This window comes from Pseudorhodoferax sp. Leaf267 (assembly GCF_001422405.1).
Classification (GTDB): domain Bacteria; phylum Pseudomonadota; class Gammaproteobacteria; order Burkholderiales; family Burkholderiaceae_C; genus Pseudorhodoferax.
Genome location: NZ_LMMV01000021.1, coordinates 567,048 through 589,337 on the forward strand (window position 1 = coordinate 567,048; position 22,290 = coordinate 589,337).

Below are 22,290 nucleotides of genomic sequence, written 5' to 3' on the forward strand. Positions count from 1 at the left end.
GATATGACCACCGACAAGCTGTTGCACACCGCCCTGCCCCTGGTCGCCGACCTGGCGCGCGAACTGCCGGCCGCCGAGCGCTACAGGCGCCTGCTGGACGCCGTGCGCACCCTGGTGCCGGCGGACGCCGTGGCCCTGTTGCGGCTGGACGGCGAGTGGCTGCTGCCGCTGGCCGTGGACGGTCTCAGCGCCGACACGCTGGGCCGGCGCTTTCGCGTGGCCGAGCACCCGCGGCTGCGGGCGCTGCTGGCCGCGCCCGGGCCGCTGCGCTTTGCGCCCGACTGCGGCCTGCCCGACCCCTACGACGGCCTCGTGGAGCACGTGCAGGGCCATCTGCCCGTGCACGACTGCATGGGCTGCGCGCTGCGCGTGGACGAGCGCACCTGGGGCCTGCTCACGCTGGACGCGCTGGAGGTGGCCCGCTTTCGCGACCGCGACCTGGCCACGCTGCAGGCCTTCGCCAGCCTGGCCGCGGCCACCGTCAGCGCCGCGCAGCGCATCGACGAGCTGGCCCTGCGCGCCGAGGGCGAGCACCGCCGCGCCGAGAGCTACCGCCATGCCAGCGGCCAGGCGCGGCGCCCCCTGGCCGGCCGCAGCGCGGCGCACCGGGCGCTGCTGCGCGAGATCGCGCTCGTTGGCCCGAGCGATCTGACCGTGCTGGTGCACGGCGAGACCGGTGTCGGCAAGGAGCTGGTGGTGCAGGCCATCCATGCGGCGTCGCTGCGCGCGGGCCGCGTGCTGGTCAGCCTGAACTGCGCGGCGCTGCCCGAGAACCTGGTCGAGAGCGAGCTGTTCGGCCATGTGCGCGGCGCGTTCTCGGGCGCCGTGGCCGAGCGGCAGGGCAAGTTCGACCTGGCCGACGGCGGCACGCTGTTCCTGGACGAGGTGGGCGAGCTGCCGCTGGCCGTGCAGGCCAAGCTGCTGCGCGTGCTGCAGGAGGGCCAACTGCAGCGCCTGGGCTCGGACCGCGAACACCATGTCGATGTGCGCCTGGTCGCCGCGACCAGCCGCGACCTGGCGGCCGAGGTGCGCGCCGGCCGCTTCCGCGCCGACCTGTACCACCGGCTCGGCGCCTACCCGTTGCGCGTGCCGCCGCTGCGCGAGCGCGGGCGCGACGTGTTGCTGCTGGCCGGCGCCTTCCTCGACGAGAACCGCGCGCGGCTGGGGCTGGTCAACCTGCGGCTGGCACCGGACGCCCAGGCCGTGCTGCTGGCCCACGACTGGCCGGGCAACGTGCGCGAGCTGGAGCATGTGGTGGGCCGCGCCGCGCTGCGGGCGCTGGGCCGTCAGGGCCAGCGCAGCCGCGTGCTCACGCTGGAGCCACAGGACCTGGGCCTTGCAGCCGCGCCAGCCGCGCAGCCCGCCGCCGAAGCAGCCCGCACGGCCGCGTTCGCCACGGCCATGCCCCTGCGCGCCGCGGTCGAGGCCTTCGAGCGCCAGGCCATCGAGGCCGCCTTGGCCGCCCACCACGGCAACTGGGACGCGGCCGCCCGCGCTGGGCCTGGACCGCGCCATCCTCATGCGCATGGGGCGCCGGCTCGGGCTCACCAGCCGCTGAAACGCTCCCAGCGTTGCAGCGGCGCCGAGCCGCCCGCGGCCGGAAGCACCACATAGGCCGGGTGCTGCGCGCCGGTGGCGCAGGCGTGGTTCGGCACGATGCGCAGCTGTGCGCCGAGCGGGAAGCGTTCGGCCAGCGGCAGGCTGTCGTACCCGGTCCACTGCAGCACGCCGTGTTCCTGGTTCGCACTGTCGAAGCGCAGCCCGGCGATGGGCGCTCCGTCTGCATCGCACACCAGGCCGTAGCCATGGTCGTGGTCCTGCCGCGCCGTGCCGCGGTCGCGGCTCATGGCCATCCAGCCGCCGTCGGTGATGACCCAGCCCGCCTCGGGCCGGTGGCCGATCACCGTGCACAGCACCGACAGCGCGATGTCGCCCGGCGTGCACACACCCACGCCGGCCATCACGAGGTCGAAGAACACATAGACGCCGGCCCGCACTTCCGTCACGCCAGCCAAGTCGCGCGCGCTCAACGCGGTCGGCGTCGAGCCCACGCTCACCACCTCGCAGGCATGGCCCGCCGCGCGCAGGCCCTGGGCCGCGGCCACGCAGCCGGCGCGCTCCTGCTCGGCCATGGCCTGCAATGCCTCGGGCGTGCGCAGGTCATAGGAGCTGCCCGCGTGCGTCATCACGCCTTTGCACCGTGCGCCGCCCTGCAAGGCGGCGGCGATGTCCAGCAGCAGCGGATCGCCCGGTGCGATGCCCGAGCGGTGGCCGTCGGTGTCCACCTCGATCAGCACGTCGAACACCTGGCCGTGCGCGGCGCCGAACTGCGAAAGCTGCTGCGCCGCCGCGACCGACTCCACGAGCAGCGTGAGCTGCAGGCCCTGCCGGCACAGCCGCAGCGCATGGTCGAACTTGCCCGGCACGATGGCCACGGCATACAGGATGTCCTGCACGCCCGCGGCGAAGAAGCGCTCGGCCTCCTTGAGCGTGGACACGGTGATGCCGCGCGCGCCAGCCGCGAGCTGGCGCTGCACGACCGCGGGGCACTTGCTGGTCTTGGCATGCGGGCGAAAGCGCACGCCCAAGGCGTCCATGCGCGACTGCATGCGGGCGATGTTGCGGTCCATGCGCGCTTCGTCCAGCAGCAGCACGGGGGTTTCGAGTTCGGCGAGTGGGTTCATGTTTGACAGTTTATTCAACTCTGGACAAAATATCCAGATGCCCAAACGCAAGACCCCCGAGCAGCGGCTGCTGCTCGACCAGCTGCAGCAGATCGCCCAGGGCCTGGGCGAGACCTTCGCGCCGTTCTGCGAGGTCGTGGTCCACGATCTGCTGGACCCGAAGCACGCCGTGCTGGCCATCCACAACCCGCTGTCGGGCCGCAGCGCCGGCCTGCCCGCCACCGAGCTGGGCCTGGCCCGCATCCTGGACCCGGACTACCCGCAGGTCGTGGCCAATTACGCCAACCGGTTCCCCGACGGCCGCCAGGCCAAGAGCACGTCGGTCGGCATCAAGGACTCTGCCGGCCGCTACATCGCCGCGCTGTGCATGAATGTGGACCTGACACTGTTCCACGGCTTCCAGACCGCCATGACGCAATTCGTGCAGGTGGACGCGCAGGCCGCGCCGCGCGAGTCGCTGGACCCGGCCGGCGCCGACCGCATCCGCGAGCGCATCGACCAGTTCGCCGCGCGGCTGGCCAGCACGCCGCGCGCGCTGAAGGCGCAGGACCGCCGCGCGCTCATGGCCGAGCTCAAGGCCGCCGGCCTGCTCGACCTGCGCCGCGCCATGGACACCGTGGCCGCCCACCTGGGCGTGTCGCGCGCATCGGTGTACAGCTATGCCAAGTGACGCGCGCCTGCTGCTGCTGGACGGCCCCGCCGTGCAGGCCCTCCTGCAGCCCGACGCCGTGCTGGCCGCCGTGCGCGAGGCCTTCGTGCTGCACAGCCAGGCCCAGGGCCGCGTGTTCCCCGTGGTGCGCGAGAAGCTGCACACCGGGGGCGTGTTCGGCATCAAGTCGGGTGACGTGGCAGCGCAGCAGTTGCTGGGCTTCAAGGCCGCGGGGTTCTGGCCGGCCAACCGTACGAACCCGGATCTGGGCGCCGAGCCGCACCAGGCCACGATTGCACTGTTCGACCCGGCCACGGGCCGGCCGCTCTGCATCCTGGACGGCAACGCCATCACCACGGCGCGCACCGGGGCGGCCGGCGGCATCGGCCTGCAGCAGCTCGCGCGGCCGGGCAGCGCCAGCGTCTGCATCTTCGGCACCGGCGTGCAGGCCCGGGTGCAGCTGGAATTCGCGCTGCGCCTGTTGCCCACGCTGCGACGCGTGCGCTACGTGACGCACAGCGGCAGCGCCGACCCAGCGTTCGCGCAACGCTTCGCCGATCGCTGCGACATCGCCCACGCGCCCGACGCCGATGCGGCCGTGGCCGGGAGCGACATCGTGATCACGGCAACGCCCGGCGCCGGCCCGCTGTTCAGCGCCGCGGCCGTGCGCCCCGGCACGCACCTCAACGCCGTGGGCGCCGACACGCAGGGCAAGCGCGAGCTGCCCGAGGGCCTGCTGCCGCGCGCCCGCCTGGTCGTGGACGACCGCGCGCAGGCACGCCGCATCGGCGAGGCACAGTGGGCACCCGGCCAGCCCTGCGACGAGATCGGCGACCTGCTGACCGGACAGCCCGGCACCGCCCGCGCGGCCGACGCCATCACCGTGTTCGACATGACCGGCCTGGCCTTGCAGGACCTCACGGTCGCGCGCAGCGTGCATGCGCGCGCGCTGGCCGGCGGGCTCGGCACGTCCATCGCCTGGCCCTGGTAAACCCTCCGAGAAAAGGAAGCACCGCATGACCACCCTGACCCTCCCCACCTTCGCCGACGTGCAGGCCGCCGCCGAGCGCCTGCAAGGCCACGCGCACAAGACGCCCGTCATCACCTCGCGCACCGTGAACGAAGCGCTCGGCGCCGAAGTCTTCTTCAAGTGCGAGAACCTGCAGCGCATGGGCGCGTTCAAGTTCCGTGGCGCGTTCAACGCACTGGCCAGGTTCACGCCCGAGCAGCGGCGCGCCGGCGTGGTCGCGTTCTCGTCAGGCAACCACGCCCAGGGCACGGCGCTGGCCGCACGGCTGCTGGGCATGCCGGCCACCATCGTCATGCCGCACGACGCGCCCACCGCCAAGGTCCAGGCCACCAAGGGCTATGGCGCCCAGGTGGTCATGTACGACCGCTTCACCGAAGACCGCGAGCAGATCGGCCGCGACCTGGCCCAGCGCCACGGCTACACGCTGATCCCGCCCTACGACCACCCCGACGTGATCGCCGGCCAGGGCACGGCCGCCAAGGAGCTGTTCGAGGAAGTGGGCCCGCTCGACGCATTCTTCGTGCCGCTGGGCGGCGGCGGGCTGCTGTCGGGCTCGGCGCTGGCCACGCGCGCGCTGTCGCCTGCCTGCAAGCTCTATGGCGTGGAGCCCGAGGCGGGCAACGATGGGCAGCAGTCCTTGCGCTCCGGCGCCATCGTGCGCATCGACACACCCAAGACCATCGCCGACGGCGCGCAGACGCAGTACCTCGGTCAACACACCTTCCCCATCATCCAGCGCGACGTGGACGACATCCTGACCGCCAGCGACGCCGAGCTCGTCGCGTGCATGGCCTTCGCGGCCACGCGCATGAAGCTCGTGATCGAGCCGACCGGCTGCCTGGGCTTCGCCGCGGCGCGGCAGATGAAGGCGCAGATCCAGGGCCGGCGCGTGGGCGTGCTGGTCAGCGGCGGCAACGTGGACCTGGCGCGGTTCTGCGAGCTGGTGGGGGGCTGAAACCCGCCATGGTCGACACGATGGTGGCCACCGGGTTGCTGCCGTGGGCCGTGAAGAAGCGGCAGAGATGTGCGGGAGCGCAGACCTTGGGCGGCTGGCCACTGGCGCATCGGCGCTGTCGATCTGGTCTGCCTGGCACTGGGCGGCGCGCGGCTGGCTTGGCTGCGCTGGGTGTGGTCGGTGCGCTGGCAGGCGTCGCCCGGGGCCGCGACCGCAGGCTAGAATCCGCGCCGCTGCGGGTGTAGCTCAATGGCAGAGCTGTTGCTTCCCAAGCAACTGACGAGGGTTCGATTCCCTTCACCCGCTCCATAATTCCAATAAAATCAATAACTTAGAGAGGATTATGGCCAAAACCCCACTACTCACCCAACTACGAAAACAGCGTCAGCTTGGCTCATCCAGCCGCAGCGCTTACGTTTAATCAAAGCCAGAAGCTTTGCTCCATTCCTCTCTGCGGCAGCGGCTTCCATATAGGCCCACGCGCTGTTTGGGTCTGGCTTCGATCGTGTCCCATCTCGTGGTGTAAGTCCACAGTCCGGACAGAGCTGACGCACGGTACTCAGCGGGCCACTGCGGACAGCCGAGTGGCCGCATCATCCCCCATGGGCTATTCTTTGAGCGGGCACAGGTCTCGGTCATCATCGAGTCAGGCTTTTCGATGTATCGCACGACCTCAGCGCTGCGACGCTTCGGGGCGACACCGCAAGCAGCGCGCTGACCGCCGGCAGCGTGCGCTCGGTCGATCTCCGCGCCTTCAAAAGGCCTGCATGAGTGTCTTTGCGCCGGACGAGGTTGCTGTGGAGCTAGCTTGGCACGATGGTATCGCCGGATGTTGCAACATCAAACCTGACCACGACCGTGCTGGCCTTGGCTACATCCCGATCTGAAGCTGCACCCTTCGCAGGTGCGCGCCGATTCCGCGCCCCGCGCCCATACCTGCTCTTGCAACACAGCTCGGCGCCTGGCTGCCAATGCCTCCAACTCCGCTGTCGACCACAGCGCAACGCGGTGGTGGCGCAGCTCGGCCCGGCCCGTAGGCCGTTGTGTGAAGACATAGCCATAAGGCGCAACCGGCAAACCAGTGCTCGCTGCCAGTGCCATCTTCTGAGCCGACAACTGGACGATGTCGGACGGCTGTACGCGGTGATGCCAACGTGTCTTCAGTTCGACCAGCACCAGCGTGCCGTCGCGCTGGCGATAGACGCGATCGACCCGTGCCACCAATCGGAAGGGCGCGTCGGAGCGGAAGGTCGTCTCCCGATAGACCAACTCGGCACCGGCCAACTCCTGGGGTCTGGACGACCACTCGGCACGTCGTCGCCGCCAGTGACGCGCCACCACGCACCACACGCAGACCGCAGCCGCCAAGACCGTGGCCAGCCACCCGCTCACGGTCGCCTCCGCTGCAAGTGCAGACGGCAGAGCGCCACCATCGGACGCAAGACGCCACGCACGCAGGCAGTGCACTGGGGACGGTTTTGCAGCACCGCGCAGACACCAGGAGCCCAGGCGTAGTAGCTCGCCACCACTGCACGGCCCCAGCCATGCGGCATCAGCACGGCATCTCGGAACGCACGCAAGACCTCGGTCTCGTGTGCCCTCGGTCCGAACACGCAACTGGACACGAAACAGCGGCTGTCCGAAGCGGCCCGACCCTGTGCGTAGTAGTCCGCGTGCGCCGCGAGACCGCGCTCCCGCGCTTGCCGCTGCCCCCCAGTCGTGCGGTCTCCAAACCGATGCACCAGCAAGACGCGTTGCTCGCAAAATTCCATCTCGGCCAGTTCGGTCGCGCTGACGACATCGGCCGTCGAACGTCTATTCTTGCCCATGGCCGCTACTCCTGGAGCCCCGGATCGAAGACCGCATTCGTCATTTCCACTGCCCCTGACGCCGCACTGCGCGCAGCCGTCACTGTGGCCGGGAATACTGTGGCCAAGCCCAGCGCACCGTACTGCGCAAGCAGCCCGTCGTACGCCAGCACGCGCAGCCGGTTGACCCGCTTGGCCCCCTTCTGGAAGAGCATGAGTTCGTCGTACAGCCGCGGGTTGTCGGCGCGGTCCAGTTCGAACACCAGGCGCACCGGCGCTGGTGCGCTAGTCTGCAGCATCGTCATGTGGATTCTCCTTGGGTGGATGGGGTAGAAGCCAGTGGTGTGCTGGCCGCCAGGTTCTGCCCGGCGAGCTGGAAGCCGCGTACGTTGGCGTACAGCGGCTCCTTCACCTCATGGATGCGGTGCTTGGGGAACGCCGCCTTCACAGCCTTCTTGAACAGGAAGGCGCCGCCGCCGACGAGCACGATGTTCTGCAGGCTCTCCGGCGTCTCCAGCCACTGGCGCATCGTCGAGACGGCCTGCTGGGCGACGCTCTCGGCCAACGGCAGATGGCGCTTGATGTCGTAGGGCTTCTGGTAGATCAGGGGCGCCTTGCCGGTGCGCAGTGCGAGGTCGATGGCGTCGTAGTCGCGGTAGGGACTGCCGATGTCCTTGGAGATCTCGCTGGCGAGCAGGCGCAGCACGTCGCACATTCCACGGTTGATGGAACTTGACTGCTTTTGCACCAGCCGCATGCCACGGGTGACAAGCCAATCGAAGGTCCGGGCACCTGGGTCGATGACCAGGCTTTGCTCGTGTCCGATCGTCGCCATGCGCTCGTGCTCGGCCGCGTAGTGCACCAGCGCGCCCTGAGGTTGGGCCACGGCCATGGCGCGCGCCACGGTCACCACCCGGCCGCCGCCGACCACATGCCGGCCAACCATCGCCTTCTCCAGCGCTGCCTTCTTCAACGACAGCAGAGCGACTGGCAGTCCGACGATGAGCAGATCGATGTGGGGCACGCGCATTAGGCTCAGCGCACCGCGCAGCAAGGCCATGTACTCGGGCGAATCGGTGTAGTCGTCGTGCAGCTGCTTGGCGCGGAACTGGTCGGCTGCCAGGCCAACGTCCGGGCCGACCTCGTAGAAGAGCGGGCCGATGGGAATGCAGACGGTTCGTCGGCGCTCGCTGGACGGCCAGTGCGCGGCCTCGCCGCTTGTCGGGTAGGCCATCGACGGGAAGCTCGCACAGCGGATTTCGCTGCCGGCCACGCTGGTGACGTACTTGGTGTTGCCGGAGCCGACATCCACCGCCCGGACGATCAGATTCATGGCATTTCTCCCTGGACAAGAACGAGGTGCCCAGCATGGCCGCCACGTCAGACCGGCGCCACCAGAAATAGGTACCAAATTCAGAGTTTTCGCGGCCCGTGACACCAGGACATCGCTGCGGTGATTGCGGTTGATCGCGTGAGTTGCACCGCAGTCGCAGCCATCCGTCCTGATGGCGGAGCGATATCAAGGTCGCACCCGAACATCGCCTGTCAAGCACCGCTGGCGGCATGGCACCCAGCTTGGCGCGTTCCTCCGGACGGACGTGAGCACACCGGCTTGGATCCAGAGGCCGCCCCTTCCCCCGTCAAGCCCGCGTGCAGACTGGCCCGCGCGCGGTTCGGAGCAATAAATGCCCCCAAGCACGCCGTTCCGCCCCGTCAAATGCCACACGCGGGCGCGCGTCCATGCGGTCTCACGCGGTCTGGGTGCTTGACGTCAAGCCCTCGTTTGTCATCCACTACAGGCTCCTCAGGGCCTCCCAGGCCCAGCTCCATCGCGGAGCGAAAGGCGTCGCAGTCGTTACCTGCCTTCAAGCCCCGGCCCCGAGCCGGTGTGGTGGTCGCCTCCAAGGCGGCCGCTCCGAAGACCTGTCGTAGAGCACCTGTCCCGCACCCCGACAGCCGCAAGGCTGAGCGCTCTCGAAGCGCGTGCAGGACCGAAATCGTCGCGAACGTCCACCCGATGCACGTTCCCGATTCCGTCATCACTCCGAGCACGCGTGCGCGCACGCACCAGGTGGTTGTGTTGGCCCCGTTGGGGCTCCCCACCTGCTCCCGCTCAAACGCTCGACCTGCCCTGGACATTCGGTCAAGGGGTGGACCCCACCGAGTGGATGACGCTACGAACCAAGGACTGATCCACCGAGGGCGCGAGACCTGATCTCCGCGCCGACGCGCCGGCCACTCCAAGCGGCCACGCGTCACCCCCCTTTGCCGGCGCAGAAAATGCGCGGCGGAGCCGGATCACATGTTTCATTTTTAAGAACGACCGAGCCTGTGCCGCTGCCGTAGCACGGGCGAATCCTGGGGAAGGCGGCGCGCAGGTGGTCGCGCGCCGACGACGGCAACCAGACCACCGGCCGCAGCGGATGACGGAACGCCGCTGCGGTTGTCGCAATGGATTCCGCTGTTGGAGACGCCGCCGTGCGGCGACGCCTGAAAGGACACCTTGGCCATGCCACACACTGCATCCCCCAACCGCCTTCGCCGCATCGCAGGAACCGACCCACCGCGTCCGCAGCCTTGGTCGACCCTGACCCCGCAGCAGATCCTGGCGCGCTACCGTCCCGGCAAGGCCGACCCCTTGCAGGTGCTGGACGTCTTGCTGCGCCTGTTCAACATGCAGCACACCGCGCTGGGCAAGACGGTATCGCACAAGACCCGGCACGAACGGGCGCGCTTCCTGCGGCGGTTCTTCCGAGACCTGGTGGACAAGGCCGGCTTCCGCCGGCCACCCGATCCGCGCAACCTGGGGCAGAAGCATGTGCAAGCCATGGTGCAGGTCTGGCAGCGCGAGCGGCTGGCGCCGGCCACCATCCAGACCTACCTGAGCTTTCTGCGTGGCCTGGCCAGTTGGCTGGACAAGCCCGGCCTCGTGCGTCCCCCAGCACACTACGGCCTGCGACTGGAAGAGTACGAGCGGCATGAGTACGCCCAGCGCGACAAGAGCTGGCGCGCCCAGGGCCTGGACGTCGAGCAGGTGCTGCAGCAGGTGGCTGCTTTTGATCCGCGCATCGCGGCCTGCATGCGGCTGATGCACGTATTCGGCCTGCGCGACAAGGAGTCGGTGATGCTGCGGCCCCATGCGCATGTCGTCCCCTTCGCGCAGACCGGCTTGCCAGACGTGGGACTCAACGCGGACGACTACCTGTGGGTCAAAGGCAAGGGCGGCCGGGTCCGGTGGATCGCGATCGACGCGGACGCGCAGCGCCTGGCGCTGGCGCAGGCTCGGACCTTGGTCACCGGCCAGGATGCTTCGATGGGCGATCCTGCCCGCACGCTGCGGCAGAACCTGCGCCGGCTCATGTACGTGCTGGAGAAATTCGGCATCACACGGCGCGCTGCCGGCACCACCGGGCACGGCCTGCGGCATGGGCACGTCAACGATCTCTACGAGCAGATTGGTGGCGTGCCCTCCCCGGTGCGCGGCGGACCCGTCCTGCCGCCGGTTCAGGACCGTGCCGCGCGCAAGGCGGTGGCCGAACGTGCAGGGCACGCGAGGCTGCGCGCCTCGGGTGCCTACATCGGTTCGGTCACGCTGGCCCGCAACCGCCCGAGCGATCGCTCGGCAGAGCCACCGTGTGGATGAAGCTCAACGCAAGCCTGCGATGCGACGCTCACACCAGACGCGTGGGCGCACACGCTCCGTGCACCGAGCGGTGGTCGGTCTGATGCGCGGCCCGAGCGTCGAGCACCTTGCTGCCCGCGTAGATGCACGCCAGCTTCTCGTTGACGTAGTCGGACATGACCGGTTCCATGGGCAGGGCCATGCCCGTGTGCCGGTTGCATTCGGAGAAATCGATGCCATCCTCGTGGGCACGCCAGCAGGCGTTGATGTACTCGCGCATAAGTCCTGCGAACTCGATGAACGGGTGGTTGCCGATGCCCACGGCCGCGCGGTAGAACTGGTCCGTCGCCTGCGACATCGACGCCAGGGCGACGAGGCGCTCGTCGGTGTCCATCATGGTGTGCCTCCTGTGACGCGCTGCTTCGTCGCCGTGCTCATGCGGCCATGTCTTCCAGCGTCTTGCCCGCCGCAATGGCCTCGGCCAGCCAGCGTGGCTTCGGTCCGAAGCCGGACCAGGTGTTGCCCGCGTCGTCCTTGTACTTGACCTTGCCTGCGCCAGCGCGCGGCTGCTTCGCGGCCACATCCGCCGACGCCGACGCCGACGCGGCAGCAGGCAGCGGCGTACCCGCGGGCTTGGCGGCTTTCACCGCCTTGCCGGGTTTTTTGCCAGTCTTCGCGGACTTGGCGGCGGGAGCCAAGCCCAGGTCGGCTGCCGTCAGGCCGTAGTAGCCGATCGCCTCCTGGATGCGCGCGATGACGCCCGCTTTCTCTGCGTTGACGATGCTGGCGGCACGCTCTTGGAGTCGGGCGATTTCCTCGTCGATCTCCTTGAGTGTCTGGATGGGCTCGGCCATGGCAGAGAGTGTAGCGGTGCGGCGTTTCTTCATAGACAGACTCGGAGTGAACGGGGCACTCAGTCTATCGGAGCGCAGTGAAGCGGTCTCCGGGAGGGCGGGAGTGTCGAGTGGAAGCCACTCGCATTCACTGGCCGTCATGGACGGACGCACCCGTCACTCGCCCTGCGCGGCATACCCAAACCGACGCCAAGTCTCCGGACCGATGTCGATGGGGCCGCTGCGCTTTGAGGCCAGATTCACGACCACGCCATGTGCGTGCAGGCGCCCTGTGGAGAACAGCTCGTATAGCAACTGCACCGCGAAGCGCACGGCCAGGTCGTTCACGAACAGGCCCTGCGACGCGAGCGACATGCGGACCGAGCAGGACGGCTGCAGGTCTTCCGGCCCGGTTTCGTCCAGCAGTTCCGGGAACAGTTCCGTCACGCACGGCAGCCGGGTAGCCGTTGCTGTGCGTGCGCGATGGCGGGGTTCGCCGAGCACGACCTGCGCCGTCGACTCGGTGTTGCCGAGGTCCAGCCAGTAGCGGCAGCCCAGCGGTCCGTCGAATGCCAAGGCGTGCAGCGTGGCGCGGGCTGCGCGGCTGTCCACGCAGCCGATCAGCAGATCGCAGCTGCTGCGCAGCAGGGACCGCTCCAAGGCCTCCTCGTAGCGCCAGGGCTGCGCGTCCCAGTCCAGCCCGTAGAACTGGTTCAGCCGGTGCACGGTGACCAGCGCCTTGTGGCGGCCGATGTCGGCCGCGCTATAGAGCTGCCGGCCCACATTGGCCTCGCTGACCAGGTCGGCATCGAAGGCCGTCACGTGCAGGCCGTGCGGGTGTCCGAGCGCGCGCATCGCGATGTCCAGCCGCGCGAGGCATCCGGCCATCTGCGCGCCGTTGCCGCCCACGCCAACCAGGTGCACGCCGACGCGGCGGTCGAGCAGCTCGGGCTCGATCAGGTGTTCCATGGCCATCCTCCCGGCGTCCAGCGCGCCAGCATCCGCCGCAGTCGGCTGGGGGGTACCGCGGTGCGCACCGCCACTGTCTCGGTCATTTGCGCCTGCGCGCCGCGCGGCCAGGGATGCGGCAGTGCCCGGTAGCAGCCGTTCAGCACCAGCCGGAACTCGGCCTGCGGCACGGACCGGTGCAGCCCGCCGAAGACGCCGGCCACCTGGATGCCCTGGTCGTCACGGTCGTCCTCGGCCGACCAGAACGGCCGATCACAGCCGTGGGTGTGCAGATCAACGGCCACCGTCTCGCCCTCCTGCAGCACGGGGCGCCGGTACGCGATGCGGCCCGGCGACGCGGCCAGCGGCGCGCACAAGGCCAGCCGCAGACTGCGCGTGCGGCGCTGGTAGACCAGCACGCCGGCCACTTCGTTCGGCAGGCCCTGGCGGCCGGCCGCGATGAAGTCCTCGATCAGCCGGATGGGGAGCACGCCGAAGCTGAACTGGAGCCGCTCCTGCAATGCGCCGAAGGGCAGCGGCACGCCAAGAGGCGGGGCCAGCCGCTGCACGCAGTCCAGCCAGTCCAGCCGCACCTGCACGAACACACCGTTGGCCGCCACGATCACGCGCTGGCCGTTCACCATGTCCGGCAGCGGACCGAAGCGCGGCGCCGCCAGCACCGGGCAACTGGCCTGCAGCGCCAGGTCGCGGGGGTCCGTCATGGCCGTTCTCCCTGGCCCAGCAGCGCACCCAGTGTGGTCTGAAGCGGCACCAACGCCCGCGCCGGAAAGCGCGCCCTTTTGCCGTCCAGCAGGTCGCGCCACAGCGCGTAGGCGCCACCGGCGTAACGCACTAAGGTGCCGGCCACGTTGGGATGTGTGAAGTAGGAGCGGAAAAACGCGTCGTTCCAGGCGGCGATCCGCTCCACGGTCGTGCCCTGCGGCCGGGGCACGCTGCCCTGGCAGATGGCGCCCTCGCCGTTGACGTTGAAGTATGGCGCCTGGTGCAGCGCTATCAGCGGCGTCGGGCGCTGGCAGCCCCGGACCGCCCAGACGCGCCAGACCCGGCTGGAGGCCGCGAACACCAGTCCGGGATGAGGCACCGTCTCGCCGCGCTCGGCACCGCCCAGCAGGCCGGCATGCGTGGCATCCACGCGGAAGGCCACATGCTGGCGATGCGGTGGTTCCCACCAGAGCATCAGGTCGCCATCCGCGTACAGCAGATTGGCGGACAGGAATCCGCCCTGCGCGGCCTTGGGCAGCAGGGCACGCGCCAGCGCGATGGCTTTGTGCGGGGTCAGCGGTTGGCCGGCGCCGACCACGGACGCACCGTCGATCCGGTGCACCGGGTGCACGGTGGCCAGGGCGGTCCCCGACGCACCCCGGTAGACCAGCACGGCGCTGTCGAGCCGGAGTGCGCCGTCCGAGGGCGTGGCGATGTGGAACTGCGCTGTGGGCATGGTGGCGACCTCCAGAGACAGTCTCAGGCCGCGAGCGCATGGATCAAGCGGTCGATCAGCACGATGGCCGCAAAGCGCGGGCGCATGGCGCACAGCCAGGCCCCCAAGGCCCCGGGATCGTCAAGCGCGACGCGTTGCTCGCCCATGCGGTCACAGAACTCGCTTTCGTGCGCGATCTGCAGCAGGTCGTCGTAGATGCGCACCGTCAGATCGCCTTCTTGCCAGGACAGCACGGCGCCAAAGCCGATGTACTCGCCATCCTCGGTGGGACGGAAGCTGTCGTCGCAACGCAGCCGGCTCAAGCGCCGCGCGTCGGCCACGATCTGGCGCAGCCGGGGATCGGCCAGCATGCGTGACGCCCTGTGCAGGCTGCAGCGCGGAACCGGGCGCTCAGCCACCGTGCCCTGCCGGGCCTGCGCCCAGGCCGGATAGGCCGCGTCCAGATCGGCGCGGGTCAGCATCTCGCTGCGCATGGCCTCGCGCGCCTGCGCATCGTCGCCGCAGTGGGCGTCGAGCGCTTCCTCCTCATCCTCCTCGCCACACCAGTAGACATAGCTGGCCGCTTCGCAGGCGATGTCCGGGGTGAACAGCGGATAGACCCGGGCACAGCGTTCGCGCAGCACCTGCAGCACGATGCGGCCCAGGCCGGGCAACGCAGCCTCCAGCGCCTCCAGGCCCTGGCCGATGGACCATTCCTGCTCCTGCACTTCGCCCCAGAACATCTCGACGGAATGGACCGCCGGCGGCGGCGCGTCGGCCGGCGCGGAACAGCGCAGGCCGCCCAAGGGTTCGCCGGCCGCGTCCAGCAGTTGGAGCGCGAAGCCCGGCTGCAGGCAGTACAGCGGGCCGATCTCGCGGCGCAGGCGGGCGGCCAGCGCCTGCTCGCAGGCCCGCAGCGGGTCGTCCCACGCAGACGGGAGGTCCTCGTCATCAAACATCTCCGCGTCGAGCAGGAAGCGCGCGACCCTTGCGTTGGTCGCGGCCTGCGAGGCCGGCACCACGCTGTACGGGATAGCCTCGGACAGGCGCGGCAAGCACAGGGCCGGCGCCGAGCGGCGGTCGCGTGACGTGCGCGCCGCGCTCACTGGGGTACCTTCGGCTTCGCCTGCGGTGCGCGCTTGCCTGGGGCGGCCCGGCGCGGCGCTCATGGCAGCGGTGCGAGCAAGTCAGAGGGGATGGCAACGCCCGGCCCACCGGATTCGGCCCGCGGCGCATCCGCAGCCGTCAGTTGCCCCCACACCCTGTAGCAGCCCTGCCAGGAACGCCTTGCGACGGCCTGGCCCAGCCGCGCGTGGCCGGCATCGCTGCCCTGCCCTGCATCCTGCACCTGCCGGCGCAGTGCGGCGAGCCGCTCGCCCGCGCGCGGCGTTCCGCCCTTGACGCCCACGGCCTTGCGGAACGTGAACTCCTGCACGCCGTTGCGGACCTCGCCGGCTTCGACTTCGGCGCTGAGCAGTTCGGGGTATTGCGCGCTGTAGAGGTCGCGCACTTCGCGCGGCTCCAGGCCCGGAATGTCGGGCAAGGTGATGCCGTTGTAGCGGAAGGTCCGCTGGATGGGACAGATGTCGATGGACATGGTGGGCTCCTTCGGTGGTCGGTCGGTGGCGCTGGTGACCGCGCTGCAGACCAGTGTGCGCGCGCGGCGGCTCGGTGCAAGCAGGCCCTGCCGCATCAGCCGAACAGGTCGAGCGAACCGCCGTCCGGTGCGGCGGGGGCCACCGCCGCGCGCGGCAGCGGCATGTCGTCGTCCGTGTCCTCGTCGTCCGCGGCGGCCGTGGCGCGGTCTGGCAGCGGCTTGGTGCTTCGGACCGGCTTCGCCGCCGTGGCCTTGGACGCGGCATCGCCGGCCCTCTGCACCGACGCCGTCCGTGCCGCGTCGATCACTTCCCGCGTGGCCTCGGCCTGCTGCTCCAGACTCTGGCGCACGACGCGGTAGCCGCGCAGGGCCTGGACGAAGCCGGCGTCGAACTCCTGCGGCGTGGCCGTCAGGCTCAGGGCTTGGGCCAGGGCCGGCTCGCCGCCGTCCTGGCGCGGCCTGGGAATCACGTGCACGGTCAACCGCCCCGAGGGCACGTCCGCGCTGAGGACCATGGTCAGCGTGGCGCCCGTCGCCAGCGCGTAGAGTTCTTCGAACGTCGTCATCGGTGTGCTCCTTGGAGGCGGGGGCCACAGGGCCGCAACCATGCTAGGACTCGACAGCGCCGCGTCGAGGTGTGTCCGGGACTGCGTCGGCAGGCTCGGCGGAGTCGGTGGCGTCCTTGGCATCGGACGGCGCGGCATCTGGCTCGCGGGGCTCGGATGCCGCATCGCCCGCACGCGGATAGCGCATCGCGGCCGGCACCGTCCCCTGGTACGCGAATCCGCCAACGCCCAGCAACGCCGCGATGAAGGCTGGCTTGCGGCCCGCGCGTGCCGCCTTGAAGCGCACGCCCATGGCCTGCCGAAGCCCGACCTCGGCCGCGAGGCTTTCCAGTTCGCTCATCGTGAACAGGGCGAGGAACTTGTCGTCCCACTGGAAGTACCTGCGCTCATCCACCTCCAGGTACTGCAGCAGCGCCAGCAGGTCGCGTTCGCTGACGCCGAACGCGGCCGACGCCGCGACGGCCTGCACCAACCGCTCCAGATGCGCGGCATCGAGGCGGTCGGCTTCTTCCAGATGCGCGGCCAGTTCCCGGCCGGCGCTGCAGCCCGCGTCCGGTGCGGTCTTGCGCAGGGCCTGGCCGTACTCGGTGGCACGCACATCGCCAGCGTGGCCGGAGCAGGCCAGTGCGATCAGCACGCGCTGGTTGCGAACGGGTTGGGCCATCAACGCCCGGGCCACCCACTGGCGCCACGCGGCCAGCCGGTATGCCACCACGCGCGGCGGCGTCTGGTTCGTGACGGTCCTGGTACCTGCGGCTCTGGCAGATCGCGCCGTGGGAGCGCTGGCGGTGTCGGCCGCGCGGTCCCCGCTGGCCGACCTGCGCTGCGCCTTGCGCCACACCGCCACCTTCTGGCTGTGGCAGGCGGCATCGAAGCACAGCGAGCGCGTGACCTCACCCACGCTGCCCGCCATGGCCGACACCGCGGAGCCGAACGACTGGCAGCCTTGGCAGGCCGTGTACTGCGGTGCGCCGACACCGAGCGCGCCGTCCGGCGCCACGGGTAGCGGCACGAAGCCCTCGCTGGCCTCCACGATCCGCACGTTCGGAAACTCCTCGCGTAGCGTCTCCGCACGCGCGTGTACGGCCGCTTGCGTGAGTTCCTCGTAGTGCCGCGGATGCTGGCAGTAGCCCTCGCCCAGCGACTCCGCGAACAGCCCGGCCTGCCGGGCCGAGTTGTGCGCGCAGTCGGCGCAGCCGGTGGTGTCGAAGACGGCATCGGCAAGGCGCCGTGCGTAGCGGCCGAGTTGCGCCTTGAGCACCGCCACCGGCACCTGTTGGGCCAGCAGGCCCGCGAGCACGCCGTCCTGCTTGTCGGGTAACACGCCGGCCAGCAGTTCGGCATGGCCGAGCTGGATGCGGCGACTCGTCAGTGCCTGCAGCACGGCGGGCGAGCAGGCCAGCAAGCCCAGCCGCCGCTCCAGCACCGCCAGCGACCAGCCCATGAGGCGCGCCGTCTCGGCCTTGTCGCCGCGCTGGCGCAGCAGTTGGCGCTGGGCCGCATGGGCTTCCTCGGCCGGCGACATGGCGGCGCGGTGGTAATTCTCGATCAGCGCCATCGCCTCGGCCGTCTCGTCGCCGACTTCCTTGATCACGACGGGCACGGCGTAGTCGTCGCCGAATACGTTGCGGGCGGCACGCCAGCGGCGCTCGCCCGCGATGATGGCGTAGTCCGGCGTGCCCAGGACCGGCCGCACGACGAGGGGTTCGAGCACGCCGACCGCGCGGATGCCCTGCTCCAGCTCGGCCATCTCGTCAGGATCGAAATAGTCGCGGGGGTTCTTGCCCTGCACGATGCGGTGGATCGGCAGCGTGGGCTGGCTGGGGTGGCGGGTCTGCGTCATCACGACTCCTGGCGGCATCAGATCGAGGCCCCATGCTGGGTCCATTGCCCCCGTCCGCAACGGCTCCCGCGCGCCCGCGGCTCCTCGGCGATCACGTGAACGGTCGGGCACGCCAGCGGCTGCCAACAAGCCATCGGCTCCGTTACCATCGCCGCCCACCGCGCCCCACCACCACCCCATGAGCGAAACCCCAGCCTTGGATGCTGCCAGCCCACCACCAGACTGCCCGGACTACGCCCGCTGGGAGCACGGCGAGCGGCAGCGCTACTACGAGTTCCGCCGTCTGCCAGATCTCTGGGGCGCATGCGCGACGCTCACGTGCTGGGGCACCATCGGCACTTCGTTGGGTCGGCAAGTCCACAACGCCCTGGCCAGTACCGACGCCGCCGCGATGGTGTTCGAGGGCATCGCCCGACGCCGGACCGCGGACGGATACCGTCTGGTGGTCAGCGCGTAGAAGCGGCCGGCGTTCGCGCCGCTACTGAAGATGCCTTCCCGTGGAGACCGTCGTGCTTCGCAATCTGCAGACGCATTCAAGTGAGCGCTGATGCAAGCCGCGCGCGCAGGTCTGTTGGCAGGCGAACTCCATCGCTCACCCTCCCCCTCGCCAGGATTTCCTGGACACGCAAGAGCCCCTGCGCTGCAAACAGATGTTCAACGTGACAAGCGGTCCTCGCCGCCTCGCAAGGTGACGGCAACGACGCGCGGACCCGCGGTCGCAGAAGGCTGCCACGCGCACCGGGTAAGCTCACACGCATGATTCGCCCTGTTCTGCAAGGAATGTTCTGGCCCATCGCGATGGGCTTCGGACTCGCATGCGTTGCGACCGTGACGCTCGGATTTTCAACAGCCCTCGCGGCTCCGTCGGTCTACCTTGGCTGGTTCAAGTCGATCGGAAGCCAGCACGTCGGCCGCATGCTGTGGGACCTGATGGTGGTGGGCGCACTTGGCCTTGGCGTGCCAGCCTTCGTGGCGGCCCTGGCCGCCTTCAAGCTCGGTGGGGCACGTTTCCTCGATGGCGCGCTGTTCGCGCTGGCCGCACTCCTGTCCAGCCTCATCCTCTTGCCCTGGCTCCACAACGGCATCCGCATCGGCAGATCGCTGGACGCAATGGCGCGACCCTGGTGGACTTACGGCGTCGAGCTGTCGCTCATGCTGGCGACGCTTGCTGCGCTGGCGCGGGTTCGCGCGCGCTAGGACCAACCGGCGCGCCGTCGAACAGCGATCGGGACTGTTGCACCGGCGCCCGGGGTCGATGTGTCACACGGGGTCCAGCGAACGGCGACAGACCCTGAGTGCGACAGCCGCTCAATCAATACCCGCGTCATGGGGCCAACAGTGCCCGGAACGCAGCGCAAGTCTGGCGGCGGGCGCGTGGAACGGGCGTCCACAGATCGGTCCGCTGGCGCGTGAAGACTCTTCGCGGTGGATGCTTATCTCGGGCCTCTGAACGGCTCGACCGGCTGACCATTGACGAAGACCTGCTTGCCGACGACTTCGATGAGCATCGCGCCGCATTGGCTCTACCAGACATAACGCTGCACGCCCTCGGCCGCGAGCGACAGGTCCTGCTTCGGGCTGGGCTCCACACGGCGCAGGATGTCAGGCAGCAGCGGCGCGTTCATCGTGGCTACGTGATGGCGTAGGCGTCAGCGGGACGGCCTGGACTTCACAACCAGGCCCAAAGCCGGCGCAGCAAGGCCGGCGCGGGCCGGGTGGGACGGAACAGATAACGGTAGCGGTGTGACATCGGAGTCTCCGTGCGGGAACCGCTTTACTGTACAAACAATCAGTATTCGCTGCAAGTCCTCCGCGGTTCCACCTGACCTTCCTCAGGCGTCACAATCGGCCCCCTTCCGCCGCCGCCCGTGTCCGACCTTCCACCTCCCTCCACCCGCGTGGACGCCCCCGATCTTCAGGGCTTCATCCTCACGCGCGATTGGCGCGACACGGTGGACGGCACCGAGATCGTCTATTGGCTCGCGACCGACCAAGGCCCCAGGAAGCTGGTCCTGACGGGCTTGACTTCGGTCGCCTTCCTGCCGTCCCGCCACCGCCCGGCGGTCGAGGCCCCGTTGCGTGCCGCGCGTGGCCTGGAACTCCGCGAGCTGGCGCTGAAGACCTTTAGCCACGAACCTGTCGTCGGCGTCTACGCCCGCCAGTTCCGCGACCTCGGCCGACTGGCCCGTGCGCTCCAACCCCAGCAGAGTCCGCTCTACGAAGCCGACATCCGCCCGCACGACCGCTACCTGATGGAGCGCTTCATCACGGCCAGTGTCGTGGTCGAAGGTGGCGTGCGCCACGGTTCGACCATCGTCGATGGCCGGCTCAAGCCTGCGCCGGACTACCGCCCGCCGGTCCGGCTCGTGTCGCTGGACATCGAGACCAGCGCGACCGAGGACCTGTACTCCATCGCGCTGGACAGCGCGGACGACCGCGTGGTCTTCATGCTGGGCGCGGCGCCGGTCGCCGAGACGTGCCCGATCGACTTCCGCCTGGTCTACTGCCCGAGTCGCCTGGCCATGGTCGACCAGCTCAACGCCTGGTTCGCGGACCACGACCCTGATGTCATCGTCGGCTGGAACGTGGTCCAGTTCGACCTGCGCGTGCTGCAAAAGACGGCCGACGCTTGCGGCAAGCCCCTGTTGCTGGGCCGGGAGGGCCGGCCCATCGCGTGGCGCACCCATCCCGGCAAGCAGGGCTACCTGTTCGCCCCCATGCCCGGCCGGGTGGTCATCGACGGCATCGACGCGCTGCGCGCCGCGATGTGGAGCTTCCCGTCCTTCAGCCTCGAAGCCGTCTCGCAAGAGTTGCTGGGCGAAGGCAAGGACATCGGCGACGCCTACGACAAGATGGCCGAGATCGAGCGCCGCTACCGCGAGGATCAACCGGCCCTGGCGGTCTATAACATCCGCGAGTGCGCGCTGGTGCTACGCATCTTCGAGAAGGCCAAGCTGCTGCAGTTCGTGCTCGAGCGGGCACAGACCACGGGCCTGCAGGCCGACCACTTCGGCGGCTCCATCGCGGCCTTCAGCCACCACTACCTGCCGCGCATGCACCGGCTGGGCTACGTGGCGCCCAACGTCGGCGACATCGCCGCCAAGGCCTACCCCGGGGGCTACGTGATGGACTCCCGGCCCGGCTTCTACGACTCCGTCGTGGTGCTGGACTACAAAAGCCTGTACCCGTCCATCATCCGCACCTTCCTGGTCGATCCGGTGGGCCTGGTCGAGGGCATGGCCGCGGCCGACCCCACGGGTCTCGTAGAGGGGCCGCAGGGCACCCTGTTCTCGCGCGACCGTCACGCGCTGCCCGACATCGTGACCACGTTGTGGCACGCGCGGGACGCGGCCAAGCAAGCCAAGAACGAGCCGCTGTCGCAGGCCCTGAAGCTGCTGATGAATTCCTTCTCCGGCGTGCTGGGCGCATCCGAATGCCGCTTCTTCAACCCCCAGCTGGTGTCGGCCGTCACGCTGCGCGGCCACGCGATGATGAAGCTGACGCGTGACTTCGTGGAGCGGCGCGGCTACCAGGCCATCTACGGCGACACCGACTCCATCTTCGTCTGGCTGCGGCGCCCGCACAGCAACGCGGAAGCGCATGCCGTCGCGGCCGATCTGGTCCGCGACATCAACGCCTGGTGGACCGAGCGGCTGCGCGTGGAGCACGACCTGGAGAACTTCCTGGAGATCGAATTCGACACCCACTACGCCAAGTTCTTCATGCCCACCATCCGCGGCTCGGACGTGGGCAGCAAGAAGCGCTATGCGGGCCTGAGCGTCGATGCCGCCGGCCGCGAGGCGATGGTGTTCCGCGGCCTGGAGATGGCCCGCAGCGACTGGACCCCGCTGGCGCGCCAGTTCCAGGACGCCCTGCTGTCGCGCATCTTCCGCGGCGAACCGTACCGGGACTATGTGCGCGACTACGCGCAATCGACGTTGGCGGGGCGGATGGACGATTTGCTGGTGTACCGCAAGCGGCTGCGGCACCGGCTCGACGCCTACCACACCAACGTCCCACCGCAGGTCCGCGCGGCGCGGCTCGCCGATGAGCACAACGCCAGCTTGGGCCGCCCGCGGCTGTACCAGCATGGCGGCTGGATCCGGTATGTGATGACCCGCAGTGGACCCGAACCGCTGGAAGCCCAGGCATCCCGCATCGACTACGAGCACTACCTGACCAAGCAGCTGCAGCCGATCGCGGACGCCATCCTGCAGCCCCTGGGCGACAGCTTCGCGGCGTTGACGACGTCCCAGAAGGCGCTGTTCTGAAGTGACCTCGCAATCGCACGGCAGCGTGGCGCCCCTGTGCGCACAG

Annotated in this window: 21 protein-coding genes, 1 tRNA gene and 1 pseudogene; 9 read left to right on the forward strand and 14 right to left on the reverse strand. The window is 69.5% G+C overall.

Features of this window, described 5'->3' with window-relative positions; all coding sequences use genetic code 11:
* Positions 1 to 3: 3 nt before the first annotated feature.
* A pseudogene (gene norR / locus ASF43_RS19670) lies at positions 4 to 1,558 on the forward strand (nitric oxide reductase transcriptional regulator NorR).
* On the opposite strand, the gene ASF43_RS19675 reads toward norR, so the two are convergent.
* A complete protein-coding gene (locus ASF43_RS19675; protein ID WP_056184467.1) occupies positions 1,545 to 2,684 on the reverse strand; it encodes an alanine racemase in 1,140 nt (379 codons plus the stop codon). The pseudogene norR and the gene ASF43_RS19675 sit on opposite strands and share 14 nt — an antisense overlap.
* Before the next feature lie 37 nt (positions 2,685 to 2,721).
* Here ASF43_RS19675 and ASF43_RS19680 point away from each other — a divergent pair, with 37 nt between their 5' ends.
* From ASF43_RS19680 to ASF43_RS19695, 4 genes are all read left to right on the forward strand, one after another.
* On the forward strand, positions 2,722 to 3,354 hold the full coding sequence (locus tag ASF43_RS19680) for a transcriptional regulator (protein WP_056184469.1): 633 nt from the start codon (positions 2,722 to 2,724) through the stop codon (positions 3,352 to 3,354).
* Positions 3,344 to 4,324: an ornithine cyclodeaminase family protein gene (locus ASF43_RS19685; RefSeq protein ID WP_056184471.1), complete on the forward strand. Its 981-nt coding sequence runs from the start codon at positions 3,344 to 3,346 to the stop codon at positions 4,322 to 4,324. The genes ASF43_RS19680 and ASF43_RS19685 overlap by 11 nt, the downstream gene beginning before the upstream one ends.
* A 25-nt stretch (positions 4,325 to 4,349) precedes the next feature.
* Positions 4,350 to 5,318, forward strand: coding sequence for a threo-3-hydroxy-L-aspartate ammonia-lyase (locus tag ASF43_RS19690; protein ID WP_056184473.1), 969 nt, complete (start codon positions 4,350 to 4,352; stop codon positions 5,316 to 5,318).
* A gap of 235 nt (positions 5,319 to 5,553) precedes the next feature.
* Positions 5,554 to 5,627, forward strand: a tRNA-Gly gene (locus ASF43_RS19695).
* A 531-nt stretch (positions 5,628 to 6,158) separates the two neighbouring features.
* Here ASF43_RS19695 and ASF43_RS30005 read toward each other — a convergent pair.
* From ASF43_RS30005 to ASF43_RS19705, 4 genes are read right to left on the reverse strand one after another with little or no spacing between them, the layout of a single operon-like run.
* On the reverse strand, positions 6,159 to 6,710 hold the full coding sequence (locus ASF43_RS30005) for a PD-(D/E)XK nuclease family protein (protein WP_082497990.1): 552 nt from the start codon (positions 6,708 to 6,710) through the stop codon (positions 6,159 to 6,161).
* Positions 6,707 to 7,147: a CFI-box-CTERM domain-containing protein gene (locus ASF43_RS32120; protein WP_082497991.1), complete on the reverse strand. Its 441-nt coding sequence runs from the start codon at positions 7,145 to 7,147 to the stop codon at positions 6,707 to 6,709. The genes ASF43_RS30005 and ASF43_RS32120 overlap by 4 nt, the downstream gene beginning before the upstream one ends.
* Positions 7,148 to 7,152: 5 nt before the next feature.
* A complete protein-coding gene (locus tag ASF43_RS19700) occupies positions 7,153 to 7,431 on the reverse strand; it encodes a hypothetical protein (protein ID WP_056184475.1) in 279 nt (92 codons plus the stop codon).
* Complete coding sequence (locus ASF43_RS19705) at positions 7,428 to 8,459, reverse strand: PRTRC system protein D (RefSeq protein WP_056184478.1); 1,032 nt, start codon at positions 8,457 to 8,459, stop codon at positions 7,428 to 7,430. Before ASF43_RS19705 ends, ASF43_RS19700 begins: the two co-directional genes overlap by 4 nt.
* Positions 8,460 to 9,770: 1,311 nt before the next feature.
* Here ASF43_RS19705 and ASF43_RS19710 point away from each other — a divergent pair.
* The gene (locus ASF43_RS19710) at positions 9,771 to 10,769 is read left to right on the forward strand and encodes a phage integrase N-terminal domain-containing protein (protein WP_235578313.1); all 999 of its coding nucleotides are present in this window, start codon (positions 9,771 to 9,773) and stop codon (positions 10,767 to 10,769) included.
* Between the two features lie 28 nt (positions 10,770 to 10,797).
* On the opposite strand, the gene ASF43_RS19715 is transcribed toward ASF43_RS19710, so the two are convergent.
* The 9 genes from ASF43_RS19715 to ASF43_RS19755 form a co-directional block, all read right to left on the reverse strand.
* Positions 10,798 to 11,145: a hypothetical protein gene (locus ASF43_RS19715; RefSeq protein WP_056184482.1), complete on the reverse strand. Its 348-nt coding sequence runs from the start codon at positions 11,143 to 11,145 to the stop codon at positions 10,798 to 10,800.
* 37 nt (positions 11,146 to 11,182) lie between these two features.
* Complete coding sequence (locus tag ASF43_RS19720; protein ID WP_056184484.1) at positions 11,183 to 11,602, reverse strand: H-NS family nucleoid-associated regulatory protein; 420 nt, start codon at positions 11,600 to 11,602, stop codon at positions 11,183 to 11,185.
* Between the two features lie 156 nt (positions 11,603 to 11,758).
* Positions 11,759 to 12,550: a PRTRC system ThiF family protein gene (locus ASF43_RS19725; protein ID WP_056184643.1), complete on the reverse strand. Its 792-nt coding sequence runs from the start codon at positions 12,548 to 12,550 to the stop codon at positions 11,759 to 11,761.
* Positions 12,538 to 13,251, reverse strand: coding sequence for a PRTRC system protein A (locus ASF43_RS19730; protein WP_056184486.1), 714 nt, complete (start codon positions 13,249 to 13,251; stop codon positions 12,538 to 12,540). Before ASF43_RS19730 ends, ASF43_RS19725 begins: the two co-directional genes overlap by 13 nt.
* Positions 13,248 to 13,988: a PRTRC system protein B gene (locus ASF43_RS19735; protein ID WP_056184489.1), complete on the reverse strand. Its 741-nt coding sequence runs from the start codon at positions 13,986 to 13,988 to the stop codon at positions 13,248 to 13,250. Before ASF43_RS19735 ends, ASF43_RS19730 begins: the two co-directional genes overlap by 4 nt.
* Positions 13,989 to 14,011: 23 nt before the next feature.
* A complete protein-coding gene (locus ASF43_RS19740) occupies positions 14,012 to 15,073 on the reverse strand; it encodes a PRTRC system protein F (RefSeq protein ID WP_056184490.1) in 1,062 nt (353 codons plus the stop codon).
* A 59-nt stretch (positions 15,074 to 15,132) separates the two neighbouring features.
* Complete coding sequence (locus ASF43_RS19745; protein ID WP_056184645.1) at positions 15,133 to 15,564, reverse strand: PRTRC system protein C; 432 nt, start codon at positions 15,562 to 15,564, stop codon at positions 15,133 to 15,135.
* A 95-nt stretch (positions 15,565 to 15,659) separates the two neighbouring features.
* A complete protein-coding gene (locus ASF43_RS19750) occupies positions 15,660 to 16,130 on the reverse strand; it encodes a PRTRC system protein E (protein WP_056184492.1) in 471 nt (156 codons plus the stop codon).
* Positions 16,131 to 16,173: 43 nt separating this feature from the next.
* Positions 16,174 to 17,973 carry a PRTRC system ParB family protein gene (locus ASF43_RS19755; protein WP_056184494.1) on the reverse strand — a complete coding sequence of 600 codons (1,800 nt, stop codon included), beginning with the start codon at positions 17,971 to 17,973 and terminating at the stop codon, positions 16,174 to 16,176.
* 178 nt (positions 17,974 to 18,151) lie between these two features.
* Between ASF43_RS19755 and ASF43_RS19760 the strand changes: the two genes are divergently transcribed.
* The 3 genes from ASF43_RS19760 to ASF43_RS19770 all read left to right on the forward strand — a co-directional run bounded on the left by ASF43_RS19760 (position 18,152) and on the right by ASF43_RS19770 (position 22,244).
* The gene (locus ASF43_RS19760; RefSeq protein WP_056184495.1) at positions 18,152 to 18,430 is read left to right on the forward strand and encodes a WGR domain-containing protein; all 279 of its coding nucleotides are present in this window, start codon (positions 18,152 to 18,154) and stop codon (positions 18,428 to 18,430) included.
* 323 nt (positions 18,431 to 18,753) lie between these two features.
* Positions 18,754 to 19,170, forward strand: a complete 417-nt coding sequence (locus ASF43_RS19765; protein ID WP_056184497.1) for a hypothetical protein — start codon at positions 18,754 to 18,756, stop codon at positions 19,168 to 19,170.
* Positions 19,171 to 19,841: 671 nt separating this feature from the next.
* Positions 19,842 to 22,244, forward strand: a complete 2,403-nt coding sequence (locus ASF43_RS19770; RefSeq protein WP_369803300.1) for a DNA polymerase II — start codon at positions 19,842 to 19,844, stop codon at positions 22,242 to 22,244.
* Positions 22,245 to 22,290 lie beyond the last annotated feature (46 nt).